A 15,103-nucleotide genomic window follows, 5' to 3' on the forward strand; every position below is an offset into this window, starting at 1 on the left:
TAAGGCAACCCGCCGCGATCTGCGGCTCGGGATTTGCGACCGTTTCGCATACGGAGAAAGCTCCTCGGGAAAGGGATAAAGGCGCTGTGTCGAAGATTGACCACTCCACCAAGTGCAGAGTCGATCTCCCTTCGTTGAAGAGGCGGTTGTCATGGAGGCGCTTAATTCTTCCGGCTCTCGCCGGGTGCCGTGGAACAAGGGGAGGTTGACCGGCCAGAAGCCTCCGTCGAAACTTCGAGAAATCTGGGCAAGTAGAACGAGGCTGCAGATCTCGTCCAACGCTCGTGAGCTCGCGATGTTCAACCTGGCATCGACATCAAGCTCCGGGCGTGCGATTTGACGCGCTTGCAGGTGCAGGACGTCTGCATAGGACGTCATGTAGTTGTCCGAGCGACGGTTATGCAGAAGACACACCGACCGGTCCAGTTGGAAATCACGGAGCAAACTCGGCAGAGTGTCGCGGCCTGGATTTCAGCGCGGAGATTGCAGCCCTCCGACTATCTGTTTCCGAGTCGCCTACCCGCGTCAGAGCACTTGTCGACGCGCCAGTATGCTCATATCGTGCATCGATGGGCCGCGTCAATCGGACTAGACGGCGCCGCGTACGGCCCGCACACGATGCGCCGCACGAAGGCGTCGTTGATCTATCGACGAACAAAGAACCTGTGTGCGGTTCAGTTACTCTCGGGCCATCCGAAGTTCGAGAGCACAGTTCGATACCTGGTATCGAGGTAGATGACGCGCTCGAGATGGCCGAGCTAACCGAAGCCTGATTGAAACAGGTTCGGTGAGCGGACGCTTGCCGACCATGCATTGCCCGACACCTGGGACGCGACCTGGTCATGCCGGCGTCGGCTGCGCTTCGGAAACACCCAGTCAGTGCGCTGATCTGATACAAATCCAGGGAGCGGGGCGCAGTTCCGTCTCGATTTCGCGGAGAAGATGTGGTGCCGTACGCTTGTGCTTGCCCACCAGGCGAGGCAAAGGTGCGTAACGGGCAGTTCGGTGTCGGTTTGTTTGCAGAACGGTGGCCTCGTGAACCAGTTACAAGATAAGTATTGACGCTGGTAGCGCCCAGCGGGTACTGTAACAGCCGAAGTTCAAGAAGTTCGATTGCTGTTCATCAATTAGTCGCTGCTCGGCGATATTCGTTGTCCTCTCCCTCCTTGATGCTTCACGCGCTCTTTAAAGGAGCACTTTTCTATTTTTTTCAAGGAATCTTATGGATACCGGCATCGTCAAGTGGTTCAACGACAGCAAAGGCTTTGGCTTCATCACCCCGGACAGTGGCGGCGACGATCTGTTCGCGCACTTCTCCGAAGTCAGCGGCGACGGCTTCAAGACACTGGCTGAGAATCAGAAGGTGAGCTTCGAAACGAAGCAAGGCCCGAAGGGTCTGCAAGCGGCCAACATCAAGCCGCTGTAAAGTTTGCGGGGCCCGGTCTCTCGCGGTAGATGCCGGGTTGTAGCGATACACTCGTCGAGCTTGTCTTGTCTCCCAAGCTCGCGCGATCATTTTAGCTGCACCAGTTTATTCAGCAGCTTGCCAAGCCCCAGTCGCTGCGTTGCGCGTCATTCTCCTCTCCGGCTTCAACGCTGCTTTTGCTTTCCAACTGCTTCAGATTCCGTTCGCAAGGGCGTTGAGCCGGCGTGCCCATACACATTGCACGTCCCGCGCGCACCCGAACATCATTAAAATAAAATGCAGAACAAACAAACTCATCAATACAACGGCTATGCCGTCCAACCCTCGGCGCATCGTTTGCCCGACGGTAGTTTCTCATCCAACCTGCTGCTCGAGCGCACCAATAGCGCGCGCGTCGAACGACGCTACCAGTTCTATTCGCTCGACTACTTCATAAGTGAAGAGCAGGCGCTGCGGCACTCGACGCGCTGGGCACGCAACTGGGTCGACACGCGCGGGTAAAGGCGAGGCCGTTTCAGTGGCGTGTCATGCTCATTCGAACCGGCCGAAGCAAGGGATTTGCGACACGCCCGCGTGGCAAACGGACGAGCGGATGGTGCGTTAGTGAGCCGTCAACACCATCAAAATATCTACATACCATGCGCTGTTCAGTCCGAGAGATTCGTCCATCTGTTCATCCCGGCCGCCCATGTCAATGCTCGAAGAATGCACGCCTAAAAGCAGCCACGGTAGTTCATCAGGCTTCCTGCCTTCTGAGGGTGCTCTCAGCACAACCGGCGCGCCGCTGATACCTCGGTGAGTTCTTGCGTCCGTAACAAAGCAGCCCTTCCCCTGAAAACGCAGCCCAAACGCGGAAGCAAGAACGCCTTGCCGAACGACGGGCAAGTGATGAAGCGAATCGTGGAATCCGAGCGGGAAACCGACAATCAGCAGCGACGCCCCAATCGGCATTGCATCGCCCGGACGCGGGAGATGACCGGGGCCGAAGCCCTGGAACTTCGCGCCGGCAGGCAACGCGGCCCTGTCGAGTTCGATTACGGCTACGTCAATGGCGCCGCCGTCATCCGTTCCCTGACGCCAGAGAGGATGTCCCGCGGTGTACAACGGAATCGACAACCACGTCGCGGCGGCGAGGTTTTCCGCGTCGACATGAAATTCGATCTCGAGCCGGTCGGGGAAATGTTCACCAGACGCGTCGAACATGACGTGCCGACTGATTACAAGAAATAGACGTGTTCCCTGCTGGAAAAAGAAGCCATTGGCATTGGTCAACCGCCGCTCCTGCGCGAAGGTGCATACGCGCGTCACAGCGAGAAGCAATGCATCGGCGCCCACCTGGACATGCGGCTGCGCGAGACCCTCAGCGCCTGGGCGGGACGCGACGAACCCGCCGCCGGGATGCACAGATCCACTCGCGGATGGAATCAGTCCTGAAACCAGGTCCATCAACGCATCGTGCTCGCGTCCGCGCCTGTCCGGCGACAGAAACGCGCCAACCGCAAGTTCCGATACAGTTCCTGCCGACGCCGCGTTCGGCACTTGGCGCACGATGGGAGTTCCCCGTTCGTAGCGACAGAGGAATCATCTATCTCCGTTGGAACTGCGATGGAATTCGAGAGCATCGCTGCTCTTTCCAGCGCTCGATTCCGTGCCGGCCGGGTCAGAGTCCATGCGCACCCCTCAGATGATCGTGCTTTCAATTCCGAGGGGCATTGCGAATCACGACTGCAGTCGAATTGCATGAGGCCACCCTGTTCGGAGAACCCGCGCCGTGATGCGTGGTCTGCCGTAGCCTAACCGCTCAGGCGGCCTCCCAGAGCGAGCGGCCGGACCTGCCACCGTCAATCAGCATTTCAGCGTAGGCGACGGACGCGCGCCTTGCGTCGCCGGAATTCTCGAAGGGACGCTTGCCAGGCACACGGAAAAGGCGGCTCTTTACACTGTCCATTCCGGAACCGGGTTCGCTGATACGGATCGACGCATCGAAACCTTCCTCGTAATTGAGGCCAGATCCAGCCCGGGTCGCGTGATGGGGATACACGAGCAGGGAAATATCCAGGCCTCGATAATGGCGATTGGTGGTCATCAGATCACTCCTTTGGGCCGCAACAAGCAGCCGGTTTTTTTGATTGTTGTACGGGTCAGGTCAAAGGCGACATCCGAAACGCCTGACGAGCCGTATCAACGAGTTCAAGCAGCCCTGCCGGACTTCCCGGAGGGCAATCCAACGCTCGAGCAAGGCAACGATTCAAGCGGCTTTACGCCTGACGTGTCAGCGAACTTCAAGCTTGCATAGCCATGTACTGGCTTGGCCCGCATTGGGCTTACGTCTGTTCGATCGCGCTCCGCGTCGCCCCGGAATGAAATCGGCTTGCTATCCCATTCCCGTTACGCGATATCTCGTCGGGACAGCGTTCTGTCGCGTGCGCAATTAAGCCAATGTGCTTTATCTGTTTCATCGCGCGGCAAGACAGCGTAGTTGCCGGCGAACGTTCTTCATGGAGGCCGCCACATACGGTGGGGGGAACGAGGCGGAAAGTCAGGTCATCAGAAAGATGATCGAGACGGTGCGGACAAGGATCCAGTTTGCGGACTTCGTGACCCACCATACGCGCGCCAGCATGTTCCGTCAATTCAATTCCGAAAACATCGGCGCTGCCCTGCGTTGGCCGTTTCAGGGTATAGTGAGCCTCCCCTTGTGGAGTGACAAACATGTCGACCCAGCCGCTTCTTCTCTACAAGGGGTATGAACTTCATCCCCTCGTATTCCCCCGCACGTTCAGTCGCTTCGACGGACATTCTCGTTACGCCGAAGGGTATGACATAGCGGTACGGATATCCCGTCCGGCCGCAATAACTAGCTCTGCCGCGAGCCGTATTTTCCGGCTGAACCAGCCTCATGCATTCTCTGATTTGGGCACGGCAAGGCGAGCCGCCCGTCAGCAGGGAAAGGACATCGTCGACGGAAAGGTGAGTGGCGCTTCGGTCGTCGACATGTGAAAAACGCTGCTGGCGCACGGCGTCACCGGTTTTGCCCAAGCGAAGATAGCTTTGCCTGAAAACCGATCCAACTGTCGCTGCATCGGGACAGTGACCTGCGACTGAAAGCGTTCCTCTGCATGCCACGCGCTGGCCGTCTGTCGCAGGTCCCGAACACTGACTGTCATGTCTCGCGCAACGAACTAACCTTCCCGCGAATGTTCACAGAGGCCGACACGACTCCGTCTTCATTTGCACCGCGGATGCAGAGATACGGATTTTGTATTGGTTCGCATGGCTGGATGAATGTCAGGCGGAGTTGACCGCCGCTGTTTAACTGTGCTTGCGGGTATTTTTCGGCAGAAAGTTCGTTTGCTGACGTGTCCGTTCGTGGGTCCGTCGCTCCCCCGATCCGTATCGATTCATCAATCTAAAGGAGCGCCCATGTACCGGATGATCCTGTATCGAGGTTTCGAGATTCACGTCGAACTGACGTCTGCGGAGGATCTGTACGAGGTCAGCTTCCAGGTAAAGGGCGGCGAGCAACTCGTCATCCCCGGCGGCCGGAGCGGACGCGTTCCGCTGCGCAACGGTCCATTTACCCGGCGTTGGGCATATCTCATTGCGGAAATAGCGGGGCAGGCTGCAATCGACCTACTGCTTGGGGTAGCCACCGGCGATCAGCCTCCCGTATGATCTGTCGTTTGACCGGCCCTGAATATCCGATGGGCCCAACGTGTGTCAAGCCACGATTCGTGTTGCTGTCTCACGCCGGGCCGGTATGCGGTCGGGCTGCACCTTCGCCACTGTTTCGCGAGCCGGAATTCTCGGTCTACGACATCACAAAAGGCCGGATCAATCCCGCCACAAGGACGAAGGGGGCAGTAATACCGTACCGATGGCTTTGTTTCGCCGTCGTTGATCTGTCGAGATCGAGATTGCCTACCGCGCATATCGAACGATCGCATGCTGCGTTCCTGGATGACGCGCGATTACGCGAAGACAAACGCGGGCTAGCATGTTGCCGCCGCCGACCTGCGTTGCTGTCATAAGCACCGGGTTGATCCGCATGCCTTGTATTTTTCTGATAGCAACGGGAGCACGGTTTTTCTGTACAAATCCATCAATGGGCGTAGCATGAGATCACCGTTCGATCTGCGGCCGTTCACGGCATCCTTAGCCGCTTCACCCCGTAGAACCGGACCTTTCCCGGTCATCCCAGACCACGTGGCGCGGCCCAACGCGTGAAGCACTGTGAACGCAGTAGCGCACGTCTCCATGCCTCCTCTCTCTTCCGCCGCCCGATGATGCGATCGTGAAGGCAGCCCATGACAACCGGCTCCCGCCTCTACTGCGGACACGGGATTAACACCCGCTGTAGTGGACGGAGCGCCGGTGCACACATTGGAGTGTGATATGCAAAGGAATGACCTGCTGGAGTGGATCCGGCGCAATGGCTCCGGGCTCGTCGACCAGTTTCTACCGCACGGCGCGCAGGCGGAGCTCGACAGCGTCATCCATGACCGTCGTCACGAGGTCGATGCCGATGCGTTTCTGATGTTCGTGTCGATTCGCGCATTGCTGCGCGAGCGTGGCATGGCAAGCTGCGAGTCGGATTGCGAGGCAGGGCAGATCATGGCCATGCTAAGCACGTGAGTCGCGCTTTTTTCGATGCCCCGTTGTGACAGTCGCAACCGGGCGACAACCCTGAAGGAAACACTTATGCGCTTCAATTCCACGCTGATCGCTGTCGACGCGACCCCAAGGCGTGCCGATGGCGAGTACATGGCCCATGCACGGATCAGCAGCAATCGTGCAGACGGCACCAGTTACGAAATTCATTCGAGCGGCGATCTGGCCGGTTTTGACGCACGCGAGGACGCGATAGCCCATGCAAAGAACTGGGCGCAGGACTGGCTGGAGGCGCGCTTCGGCTGAAAGACGTTTCACAAACAGATGCAAATGCAGAACGATCGGCCTGAAGGCCAGCTATTCGCCGTCAGAAAGATAAGATGCAGCCAATATCGGCCGCGCGTATCGATTCAGTCGCGTGCCCAGCGTCCGGGCATCCGTCCGGATCACAATCAGGAAAACAATTGACTACTGTAACGCCCAAACTCAACGAACCGGTGGAAGTCGCCCTGCGCCGTTTCCGACGCTCCATCGACAACACGGGCCTGCTGAAGGAACTGCGCGCGAGGATGGCCTACGAAACGCCGACCGCCAAACGCAAAAGAAAAAAGGCCACTGCCGTGGCGCGGCTGCGCAAACAGATAAAGCGGTCGTTACCGCCGAGAAAGCTGTATTGATCTGTAGCCCGCCAGTGCATGCACGTGAGGAAATTCCATCTTGACGGTAATGGCGTGCCATTCATGCGGCTGCGGGCCGGCGCGGCAACCGTACGAAAAAGACGGTCTCGTTTTCGTCCGACCGCACGCCAACTTCACCGCCGTGGGCTTTCGCAATTTCGCGGACAATGTACAAACCCAGTCCAAGGCTTTCCCTTGGGCGGGAGACGGCGTGTGTGTCCTCGCCGCGCGTGAGCGGATCGAAGATGCGGTCGAGTATCGCCGGCTCGATCGGTGCGCCCCGATTGCCAATTTCGAGCATTACGGCCTCGATATCGCCGGCCAGTCTTTACCCCGGACAGGCGCGTCTCGAAAGCCGAATTTGAGCGCATTGACAACAAGATTTCCCGGCATTTGCTGAAGGCGTTGGCCATCCCATATTCCCCGGGAGTCTCCCGACACCTCAACCCGGATGTCGTGGCAGGGATGCGCCGCCCGCAGCTGGTCCAGTTCGTCGACAACCACATCGCGCATGTCCAGTTCCTGTGGCGTCACGCTAATGCCAAGGCCCAGCCTGCTCCGGTTGAAATCGAGCATATCGTCGAGCAACACCTGCATCTGTGCGTCGCTGCGAAGCAGTCGCGCCGCGGCCTCCGACACAGCCTCCCCTGCGTTTATCGCTGCGAGACAGGATGCCGTCATCTGGATCGTCTGCAGCGGGCTACGCAGGTCATGGCCCACTATTCCCAGCAACAGGTTGGGAGCCTGCTCGACCTGGACGCTGAAGAGCATCACGGACTCGGCCAGAGCCTCGTCGATCGCTTCGTTGAACCGGATGAGGTCATCCTGGTGCAGGGGCGCAGCACCACATTCGTCCATCCACAGGCGGAGCACGCTGGCGCGCAACGCACGGTATTCAGCAGTCAACTGACTTATGTCGAATCCACTTCGCGCCCGCAGGATTGCATGCGTCTGGGCGGCCGTCTCCCACAGAGGTTGTGGGCCTTTGCCCCACGATCTTTGCTGCCGGGCTTCGCGTGTCTGTACAGTGGACAGATCACCGGCGATTGCCTGAAGTATGGCCGCTGCATGGTCGCGCAGTGCTGACGCCTGCATCTGCGGCGCCGCCGGCATTAACATGCGGGAAAAGGCGTTCCACTCCGTCAGGATCGCCTCCATATGACTCGTAATAAACGGTGCCAGTCGCATACCTGCTCCCGTGACAGATGGTCGCTTCCATATTATCCGGATCAACATTGCCGTTGCCGGGAAAAGTGGCGGCCGGCCCGCGCCATACTTCGGCGCGTAGCACTATCTCCGGGATCGATACTTGCTATCGTTCAATGCTGCACTGGGAGGATAAAGGCTGCCAGCGACAAAAAGGTCCGTTCCAGACAATACAGGTGCCGCGAAGGCGGACGTGGCAATGAAAAACGCAAAAAACAGTGCAGGGCAATTCGCTTCCAGATGGCCGTCGTTATGGGTGGAATCGACAGGCGATTATGCCGCTTTCGCCCTTTGCCCGGACGGCTGCGTCCTTACCTGGAATCCGGGGGGGAGAAAAGATTCTGGGGTACAGGGCAGACGAAGTCCGTGGCCAGTCATTCGCCGTTCTCTATCCGGACGCTGACCGGCTCGCTGGAACGCCCGATGCCGCGCTTTCGATGGCTCGTGAGCGCGGTCGCCATCAGGAAGAGAGGTGGTGCCTGCGTCGCGATGGCGGTACCCTGTGGGCGCACTCACCATCACAGCGCTGTGGGATGCGAGCGGTCCGCCGGACGGCTTCAGCGTCGTCATCCTCGACGATAGTGAACTCAAGCTCATTCACGAGGCCGTCGTCGAGAGCGAGCGGAGGTTCCGGCTGCTTGTCGATGGGGTTACCGACTACGCCATCTTCATGCTGTCCCCGGAAGGGCATGTGCCCAACAGGAACGAAGGTGCGCGGTCGCATCAAGGGCTACGAAGCCGACCAAATCATCGGCTCGCATTTTTCGCGTTTTTATACGCCGGAAGATGCAACGGCGGCCGTTCCCATGCGCGCACTCGAAGAGGCACGGCGCAATGGCCGGTTTGAGGCGCAGGGATGGCGTGTCAGTCGGGATGGCAGCCGATTCTTCGCTCATGTTGTCATTGACGCTATCCGGGACGGAGAAGAACTGGTTGGCTTCGCGAAAATTACGCGCGATGTAACCGAACGCCGCGACGCAGAATTACTGCTCGAACAGACCAGACGCGAACTTTTCCAGTCACAGGCTCTGGGCAAGTTGACAGGCGGTGGCGCGCATGTTTTCAACAACGTGCTGCAGATACTGCGGGGAAATCTTGACCTTCTCCAAATCCGGCGTGGCGACGAACTCTGGAGCCGTGAACGGTTGAACAGGGCGATAGACGCGGTGGAGCGTGGCGCAAAATTCGCATCGCAGTTGCTGGCATTCGGTCGCCGGCAGCCTCTTCAGCCCGTCGTCGTCAACCTCGCTGCGATGATTCGGGGGATGGATGTCCTTCTGCGCAGTGCGCTAGGTGAGACCGTGCAGGTCGAAACCGTCGTCGCTGGCGGCCTGTGGAATACCTTGGTGGATTCGCACCAGATGAAAAATGTCATCCTGAATCTCGCGGTCAATTCGCGCGATGCCATGAAAGACGGTGGCAGGCTTACCTTGGAACTCGGTAACGCTCTGCTGGACGACGCGTGCGTCTGCGGGCTGACAGACGTCAATGTGGCCCAGTACGTGATGCTCGCCGCTACCGACACTGGCATCGGGATGAGCGAAGATGTACGGGACCATGCATTCGATGCTTTTTTCACGACCAAGGCCACCGGCCGCGGCACGGGGCTGGGCTTGAGCACCGCATACGGTTTCGTCAGGCAGAGCGGCGGGCATATCCGGATCTACACCGAGCAAGGGCACGGCACCACCATCGGGATATATCTGCCGCGCTCGACGGCTACCGCTGTCGAACCGGTACTGAAGCCCGGCGGGGGGATGAAGGGGGGAGCGAAACCATCCTCGTCGTGGAGGACGATCCATGTGTCCAGGCAACGGTGGTCGACATACTCACCGGACTCGGTTATTTCGTGCTCAAGGCGGCCGACGCTCAGCAGGCGTTAGCGGTTCTTGGCAGTGGCGTGCATATCGAGCTCCTGTTAAGGGACGTCGTTATGCCCGGACCGGTGCTCAGTACGGACATGGCACGACAGGCGGTCCAGATGTTGCCAGATCTGAGGGTACTTTTCACTTCCGGATATACGCAGAATGCGATCGTGCATGGTGGCCGATTTGATCCCGGCGTGGAACTTCTCAGCAAGCCGTACAGCCGCGAACAGCTCGCTCAACGGATCAGACAACTGCTGGGGCCGGGTGACCCGCCGCGGGAAATGGTTCTGGATGTCGGCGGCAAGGCGCCGGAAACCACCTCCCGGGCAAGCTCCGGTGTCGGGGCGGCGAAGGGTTCTCGTCGTGGAGGACGATCCCGGATCGCTCGAAGCGGTCTGCGAACTGCTTGTCATGATGGGGCATCTGCCTACGAAAGCTGATGACGCATACGTCGCGCGTGAAGCACTGCTTGCCGGGCGGTTCGATATCCTGCTGACCGATGTCGAACTTTCCGGCATGTCCGGGCTCGATCTCGCTCATGAGGCGCTCGTGCTGCAGCCGGATATCCGGATCATCTTCTGTTCCGGACACCCAATGCATCAGAAAGTCGAATCCGGGTTCGTATGCACTGCACCACAGAAGCTGTACTCAGTGGAACAATTGGCAGGTGCGATCCGGGCAGCAACTACCCGTCGGTGAATGTCCGGCGGTCGCCGGCCTGTCCCAAGAACCTCGCCTTTTGGACCTCAACCGCCTTGTTATGCTGCCTTATCCTGATACGCTGTACAGTCCGCAGCGTGCGCGCCCCCGCTGGCTTCAATGAGGCTTCGAAAAAGGCGGCAGCACACCCATCGCTGAAGCATGGTAAGCGTGTATCAAAGGCCGTCTGATTGAACTGGGGCCTTTTCGAGGTATCAGGTTGGCTCGGTGTATGACCGTCGGCTTCTCCGCAACTGGTGGGATTGCTCAATCAGTTGCCGAAGCTCGAGGAAGTTTTTGAGGACTTCCTGCATCGCTCGAAGTAGTTGTTCTGCAGACACTGCATCCATCCTTTTTTCACGGAGCTTCTCGACCCGCTCAATCTGAAACGGCAATACGGCTACGCCCCTCGGCGATGTGTTTATCGGCCAAAGCAAGGCGAGACAAGCGATCGTTTCCGTTGTCTATTTCCCTCTCCTTTCGGACATGCCGTTAGTGATCACAGGTTGTTTGCAACTTGTTAAGCTACCTCATGTGCATGGTGGACGAAAGTCCCGCAGCCGTAGCGCACAGGTGTGCAGCTGGCTCACGCGCTGGCGACATCGTTCGATTGAATGGACGTGTGATCAGAGGTTGAGGATGAATACCACACAGTTGAGTTTTCAGGAGACAGGGTATCTCATGGCTGCAGATCGCCTGCGATCGATGATCGGCGGAGGTGAGGTATCGGACCGTTTCAGGATTCGCAATGAGATTCTGTTCCTGATTGACGTGGTCGATGCGCAGAAGTCATCCTCGCTTATCGTGCAATCGGCCCTGAACGTTGCCCGATCGCATGCAGTGTTAGGTCAACCTTTGCGGGCGTTGTCCCGTCTGGAAACCGTACTGACTGAGAACCGGTAACCGTGCAGGACGGGCGGCACCAGCAAGGCTGCTACCGGCATCATGGCCGTCCGCCTGCGGTCTGCAACTGATCGGCGACGACCTACGGTACGAGTTCGTCGATGCAATTAATCGCATGGTCGGCGATGCGTGCGAGCACATAACGCAGATACGCGTCAGGATCGACGTCGTTTAGCTGTGCGGTGCCAACCAGGCTGTAAATTCCGGCGACACGTTCGCCGCCAGAGTCCGCTCCGGCGAACAGATAATTACGACGGCAATGCAGATATTTGCATTGTCGTCGTTATGCGAAGCCGTGAATTATGCTCAGTCCATCTTTGCAGAAGGACGCGACACAAATCGCCGAGCCGATGGACAGCGATTCTCGGTCCGGCGAACTGCACAAAATTATTAAAGACTCCGGGAACCGAAGCATGTCGTCGGATGGCTGATAGGGACGATTCTTTGAATTCGTTGTTGGTTGAATACTGCTCAGTGCCCGCTCCTTCATTGCCAGATCGGCCTTCAGATAGCCGTGCGTTGTCGCCGGGCTTTCATGTCCGAGCCACAATGCGATGACCGACAGGTCTACGCCAGACTGGAGCAGATGTGTCGCTGTCGAATGGCGAACCACGTGAGGAGAAATGCGTAGTTTCGCGAGTTGAAGACATCGCTCTGTCGCTTTTGCTACGGCAAGTCTCAAGCGGTCCGCAACATTCGAGCGGGTCATGGAATAGCCAGACCGATTTGGGAAGAGCCGCTGACTTGGTGCATCCTGGATCCGTGGCAACCAGCCCTTGATTAGCCTTGCCGTTGATCGCCATAAAGGTACCATACGCTCCTTGCGTCCTTTACCAAGAATATGGACGCAGGGTGAGGCGCCGAGGACTAGATCGTCAATACGCAACGCGAGAATCTCTGAGACGCGTGGCCCGGTGTTATCCGTCGTTGCCAATAGTACCCGGTCGCGTTGACCCGACCATGTGTCCGGGTCGGGTGCCGATAATATTTGCTGCATCTCCTCACGCGACAGGAAACTGACCATAGGTCTGTCACAACGCTTCATCGGCACCGAAAGCGTACGCTGTATAACCGCTAACGAAGTGATGTCGCGATGCGCAGCGGACTTCATGAACGAGCGTAATGCTGCAAGTCGAACGTTTCGGGTTCGCGTGCTGTTATGTCTCTCGATCTCGAGATGTCGAAGGAAGGCCAGGACCAACGGTGCATCCATATCGGTCAGGGCCAATCCGAAGGACACCTGCTTAGGCGCTCGGATGCAAACTGCAGAAACAGACAAAATGAATCGCAATAGCTCGAAATCGTTTCCGGGCTGACCCCGCGGTGCTCCATCAGTCGTTCGAGGAAGAAGTCCTGCAGAAGCGTAGAGATACGCAGGCCGGTTGCCGCGATCAAACCAAACAACGCTTCATCGGTGAGTGGTCTGATCGAACCAGCGGGCAAGAGCGCCGCCGACGCTGCGACGAGTTCGTTGAGTTCCTGCTCCGTGTAGATATGTGGTGCCAGACGACGATGAGCTCGCCCGCAAAGATCGCGTCGCGGAACGATGGTGTCGGGAGAGAACTGCTTCAGATACTTTGCGAACGGACGGATCACCTCGATTCGGCGCGCCCAGGTAATGGCGCTTTCGCTCTTTGTTGAATGGGCCCAAGCGAGAGTGAGTTCTTCGGTAATCGGGCCACGATGCATCATGGCATCTGCGAAGCGAGCGAAGCTCATCAGGATCAGGCCAGAAATTTTAAGATCGAAACCGAGGGAATGCCTCTGTGCCAGATACGTCGTCGCCTGCGACATCATGGTATTAGCTGGGTTTGCGGAATTCTTCATGACGTTCTCCCTAGCCAGGGAAGCGCCACGGCATCAAGGCTTCGACGATCGATCTTTGTATAGATCGCTGTCGTATCGATGCTTCGGTGGCGAAGTATGTCTGCAACTTCCTTCAACGACGACCCCGATCGAAGCAGCCGTCTGGCGACGCTGTGCCGAAGAAGATGACTTCCAGTTCGGTTGGTCAAAACCGTCGCGAACATTTGCGGCATGCACCGCCTGGTGGACTCGGCCCGTCCCCAGCGGAGTATTGACGGGTGCATGATGCCGCAAAAATACAGATCGGGATGCCGCTGTTGCCTTTCTGGCTAACCGGATGTAATCGGCTATCGCGCAACCGGTCGCCTCTGGCAGCGGCATGATATACGTCCGTCTCGATTTGGCCCGTCGGATTCGGAGCGTACCTTCGCGCCAGTTCAAATCATCGAGCTGGATTTGCGCGACTTCACCGGCTCGCAAACCAAGATCTATCAGACATCGGACCATCGCGTAATCGCGCAAGCTGGAAGCCGACTCGCGACTGAACGAATTCAGAAGCCTCCCGATCTCCTCATCGGAAAGTGTTTCCGGCAGTGCTGCCAGCCTCCATTTGGCTACATCGGGGACCGCAGCTATTAGTGTTTCGACGCGATCGTCAAATCGGGTAAGCCGGAATCGCAGATAAGTGCGTAAAGCTACGCTCGATGCTTTAGCGACACCGGGTCCACATGCGCCCGGATATTGCGTCACAAATCGGTAAATGTCGCGAATTTGCAACCGGGCGATGTCTGCGCATTTGTCGCCGAACTGTTGGCGCAGGAAGTCGCGAACGATCCGGCCACGCTGATATCGAGTGCTGGAGTAGCCCCACGTAACAGAGGACAGGATGACTCTCTTAAAATAGAGATAGTCTTGTGACCATCACGAAGCCTAGTCATTTACGTGGAAAACATCGAAATTCTGACCGTGCCGGAACGTCGTCGGCGGCGCCCGGCGCAGGAAAAGGTCGCCATCGTGCAGGAGACATTAGCTCCTGGCGCATCGGTATCGGCAGTGGCCCGGCGACACGGCGTCAATCCGAACTAGGTGTTTGGTTGGCGCAAGCAGTACCAGGAATGCACCCTGACGGCAGTCAAAGCGGGCGAGACGGTTGTGCCTGCATCGGAACTGGCCGCCGCCATCAAGGAAATCAAGGAGCTGCAACGGCTGCTCGGAAAACAATGGAGAACGAGATTCTCCGTGAGGCAGTCGAATGGGGTCGCTCAGAAAACCTGATTGCGCGCTCGCCCTTGCTGCCGGGGGACGACCTTTGAAAGCGGTCTGCGAAGTTCTCTGTGTGGCGCGCTATGGTTTGGCGGTAAAGCAGGTTCGTGATGCTGATTGGCAGGATGGTTAGCGCGCATGGATGCCCGATGACACGGGGCTGCTCGACGAAATCCGGGCGCATGTGGCAGGTCTGCCGAGCTACGGCTACCGGCGAATCTGGGCGCTGCTGCGACGCAGCCGAGAGATGGTCGGCGCGCCGTGCGTCGATCATAAGAGGGTCTATCGCGTGATGTGGGAGCACCAGCTGCTGTTGCGCCGTCCCGGCGTGCGGCGGGACAAGTTGCGGCATGACGGCCGTGTGGCCGTGGACCGTAGCGATACGCTTGGTGTTCGGATGGCTTCGAGTTCCGATGTGACGATGGTCAACCGTTGCGTGTAACGTTCGCGCTGGACTGCTGTGAGCGGGACCGGTCACGGCCGACGCGCGATCGGTAATAAAAAAAAGTTTGTGCTAAACCGCTCGACCGACGTTGGCGATTATGGGCATTGAATGATCGTCGCGGTAATTTGCGATGCCCGGCGCAGCGGCGGCACACGCCGTTGGCCGGGCCCGGCGCGCGAAGACAACGGAAAAGCCGGCA

Annotated in this window: 17 protein-coding genes and 6 pseudogenes; 15 read left to right on the top strand and 8 right to left on the bottom strand. The window is 58.2% G+C overall.

Annotation, left to right across the window (positions count from 1 at the left end):
• Positions 1 to 151: 151 nt before the first annotated feature.
• The 3 genes and pseudogenes from BTH42_RS04765 (at position 152) to BTH42_RS04775 (ending at position 1,927) form a co-directional block, all read left to right on the top strand.
• Positions 152 to 773, top strand: a pseudogene (locus BTH42_RS04765) (tyrosine-type recombinase/integrase).
• A 449-nt stretch (positions 774 to 1,222) separates the two neighbouring features.
• Positions 1,223 to 1,426: a cold-shock protein gene (locus tag BTH42_RS04770; RefSeq protein ID WP_075296323.1), complete on the top strand. Its 204-nt coding sequence runs from the start codon at positions 1,223 to 1,225 to the stop codon at positions 1,424 to 1,426.
• A gap of 276 nt (positions 1,427 to 1,702) precedes the next feature.
• Positions 1,703 to 1,927: a hypothetical protein gene (locus tag BTH42_RS04775; RefSeq protein ID WP_075296325.1), complete on the top strand. Its 225-nt coding sequence runs from the start codon at positions 1,703 to 1,705 to the stop codon at positions 1,925 to 1,927.
• Positions 1,928 to 2,026: 99 nt separating this feature from the next.
• Here the strand turns inward: BTH42_RS04775 and BTH42_RS04780 are convergent, their stop codons facing one another.
• Both BTH42_RS04780 and BTH42_RS04785 read right to left on the bottom strand, forming a co-directional pair.
• Positions 2,027 to 2,974 (bottom strand): serine protease, encoded by a 948-nt coding sequence (locus tag BTH42_RS04780; RefSeq protein WP_305954768.1) that lies wholly within the window; start codon positions 2,972 to 2,974, stop codon positions 2,027 to 2,029.
• A gap of 253 nt (positions 2,975 to 3,227) precedes the next feature.
• The gene (locus BTH42_RS04785; protein ID WP_075296327.1) at positions 3,228 to 3,512 is read right to left on the bottom strand and encodes a hypothetical protein; all 285 of its coding nucleotides are present in this window, start codon (positions 3,510 to 3,512) and stop codon (positions 3,228 to 3,230) included.
• Between BTH42_RS04785 and BTH42_RS34675 the strand changes: the two genes are divergently transcribed.
• The 6 genes from BTH42_RS34675 to rpsU all read left to right on the top strand — a co-directional run bounded on the left by BTH42_RS34675 (position 3,495) and on the right by rpsU (position 6,714).
• A complete protein-coding gene (locus tag BTH42_RS34675) occupies positions 3,495 to 3,722 on the top strand; it encodes a hypothetical protein (RefSeq protein ID WP_143751972.1) in 228 nt (75 codons plus the stop codon). The two genes, BTH42_RS04785 and BTH42_RS34675, sit on opposite strands and share 18 nt — an antisense overlap.
• Before the next feature lie 416 nt (positions 3,723 to 4,138).
• Positions 4,139 to 4,426 carry a hypothetical protein gene (locus tag BTH42_RS04790; protein WP_075296329.1) on the top strand — a complete coding sequence of 96 codons (288 nt, stop codon included), beginning with the start codon at positions 4,139 to 4,141 and terminating at the stop codon, positions 4,424 to 4,426.
• A 423-nt stretch (positions 4,427 to 4,849) separates the two neighbouring features.
• Positions 4,850 to 5,101, top strand: a complete 252-nt coding sequence (locus BTH42_RS04795; protein ID WP_075296331.1) for a hypothetical protein — start codon at positions 4,850 to 4,852, stop codon at positions 5,099 to 5,101.
• Positions 5,102 to 5,821: 720 nt separating this feature from the next.
• Positions 5,822 to 6,061 (top strand): hypothetical protein, encoded by a 240-nt coding sequence (locus tag BTH42_RS04800; RefSeq protein WP_075296333.1) that lies wholly within the window; start codon positions 5,822 to 5,824, stop codon positions 6,059 to 6,061.
• Positions 6,062 to 6,127: 66 nt separating this feature from the next.
• The gene (locus BTH42_RS04805; RefSeq protein ID WP_075296335.1) at positions 6,128 to 6,343 is read left to right on the top strand and encodes a hypothetical protein; all 216 of its coding nucleotides are present in this window, start codon (positions 6,128 to 6,130) and stop codon (positions 6,341 to 6,343) included.
• 158 nt (positions 6,344 to 6,501) lie between these two features.
• A complete protein-coding gene (gene rpsU, locus BTH42_RS04810) occupies positions 6,502 to 6,714 on the top strand; it encodes a 30S ribosomal protein S21 (protein ID WP_075296337.1) in 213 nt (70 codons plus the stop codon).
• A gap of 61 nt (positions 6,715 to 6,775) precedes the next feature.
• Here rpsU and BTH42_RS04815 read toward each other — a convergent pair.
• Positions 6,776 to 7,902: pseudogene (locus tag BTH42_RS04815) on the bottom strand (ATP-binding protein).
• Positions 7,903 to 8,195: 293 nt separating this feature from the next.
• On the opposite strand from BTH42_RS04815, the pseudogene BTH42_RS36265 reads away from it, so the two are divergent.
• The 5 genes and pseudogenes from BTH42_RS36265 to BTH42_RS04825 all read left to right on the top strand — a co-directional run.
• Positions 8,196 to 8,372 (top strand): annotated as a pseudogene (locus tag BTH42_RS36265) (hypothetical protein); the annotation flags it as partial.
• Between the two features lie 258 nt (positions 8,373 to 8,630).
• Positions 8,631 to 9,803, top strand: a complete 1,173-nt coding sequence (locus BTH42_RS36270) for an ATP-binding protein (protein ID WP_305954772.1) — start codon at positions 8,631 to 8,633, stop codon at positions 9,801 to 9,803.
• Positions 9,737 to 10,228 (top strand): hypothetical protein, encoded by a 492-nt coding sequence (locus BTH42_RS36275; protein WP_305954769.1) that lies wholly within the window; start codon positions 9,737 to 9,739, stop codon positions 10,226 to 10,228. Before BTH42_RS36270 ends, BTH42_RS36275 begins: the two co-directional genes overlap by 67 nt.
• Positions 10,203 to 10,487: a response regulator gene (locus tag BTH42_RS36280; RefSeq protein WP_305954773.1), complete on the top strand. Its 285-nt coding sequence runs from the start codon at positions 10,203 to 10,205 to the stop codon at positions 10,485 to 10,487. The genes BTH42_RS36275 and BTH42_RS36280 overlap by 26 nt, the downstream gene beginning before the upstream one ends.
• Before the next feature lie 639 nt (positions 10,488 to 11,126).
• Complete coding sequence (locus tag BTH42_RS04825) at positions 11,127 to 11,390, top strand: hypothetical protein (RefSeq protein ID WP_075296339.1); 264 nt, start codon at positions 11,127 to 11,129, stop codon at positions 11,388 to 11,390.
• An 82-nt stretch (positions 11,391 to 11,472) separates the two neighbouring features.
• Here BTH42_RS04825 and BTH42_RS04830 read toward each other — a convergent pair.
• The 5 genes and pseudogenes from BTH42_RS04830 to BTH42_RS35890 form a co-directional block, all read right to left on the bottom strand.
• Positions 11,473 to 11,646 (bottom strand): annotated as a pseudogene (locus BTH42_RS04830) (transposase domain-containing protein); the annotation flags it as partial.
• A gap of 27 nt (positions 11,647 to 11,673) precedes the next feature.
• On the bottom strand, positions 11,674 to 12,618 hold the full coding sequence (locus BTH42_RS04835; RefSeq protein WP_305954770.1) for a tyrosine-type recombinase/integrase: 945 nt from the start codon (positions 12,616 to 12,618) through the stop codon (positions 11,674 to 11,676).
• On the bottom strand, positions 12,609 to 13,217 hold the full coding sequence (locus tag BTH42_RS36285) for a hypothetical protein (protein WP_305954771.1): 609 nt from the start codon (positions 13,215 to 13,217) through the stop codon (positions 12,609 to 12,611). The genes BTH42_RS04835 and BTH42_RS36285 overlap by 10 nt, the downstream gene beginning before the upstream one ends.
• Entirely contained in the window at positions 13,214 to 13,480 is a 267-nt protein-coding gene (locus BTH42_RS35885; protein WP_305954774.1) for a tyrosine-type recombinase/integrase, read from the bottom strand. The genes BTH42_RS36285 and BTH42_RS35885 overlap by 4 nt, the downstream gene beginning before the upstream one ends.
• A pseudogene (locus tag BTH42_RS35890) lies at positions 13,461 to 13,946 on the bottom strand (tyrosine-type recombinase/integrase); the annotation flags it as partial. The gene BTH42_RS35885 and the pseudogene BTH42_RS35890, both read right to left, overlap by 20 nt.
• A 164-nt stretch (positions 13,947 to 14,110) precedes the next feature.
• Here BTH42_RS35890 and BTH42_RS34260 point away from each other — a divergent pair.
• Positions 14,111 to 14,930: pseudogene (locus BTH42_RS34260) on the top strand (transposase); the annotation flags it as partial.
• Positions 14,931 to 15,103: the final 173 nt, after the last annotated feature.

Origin of the sequence: Burkholderia sp. SRS-W-2-2016, assembly GCF_001931485.1 — a bacterium.
Taxonomy (GTDB): domain Bacteria; phylum Pseudomonadota; class Gammaproteobacteria; order Burkholderiales; family Burkholderiaceae; genus Paraburkholderia.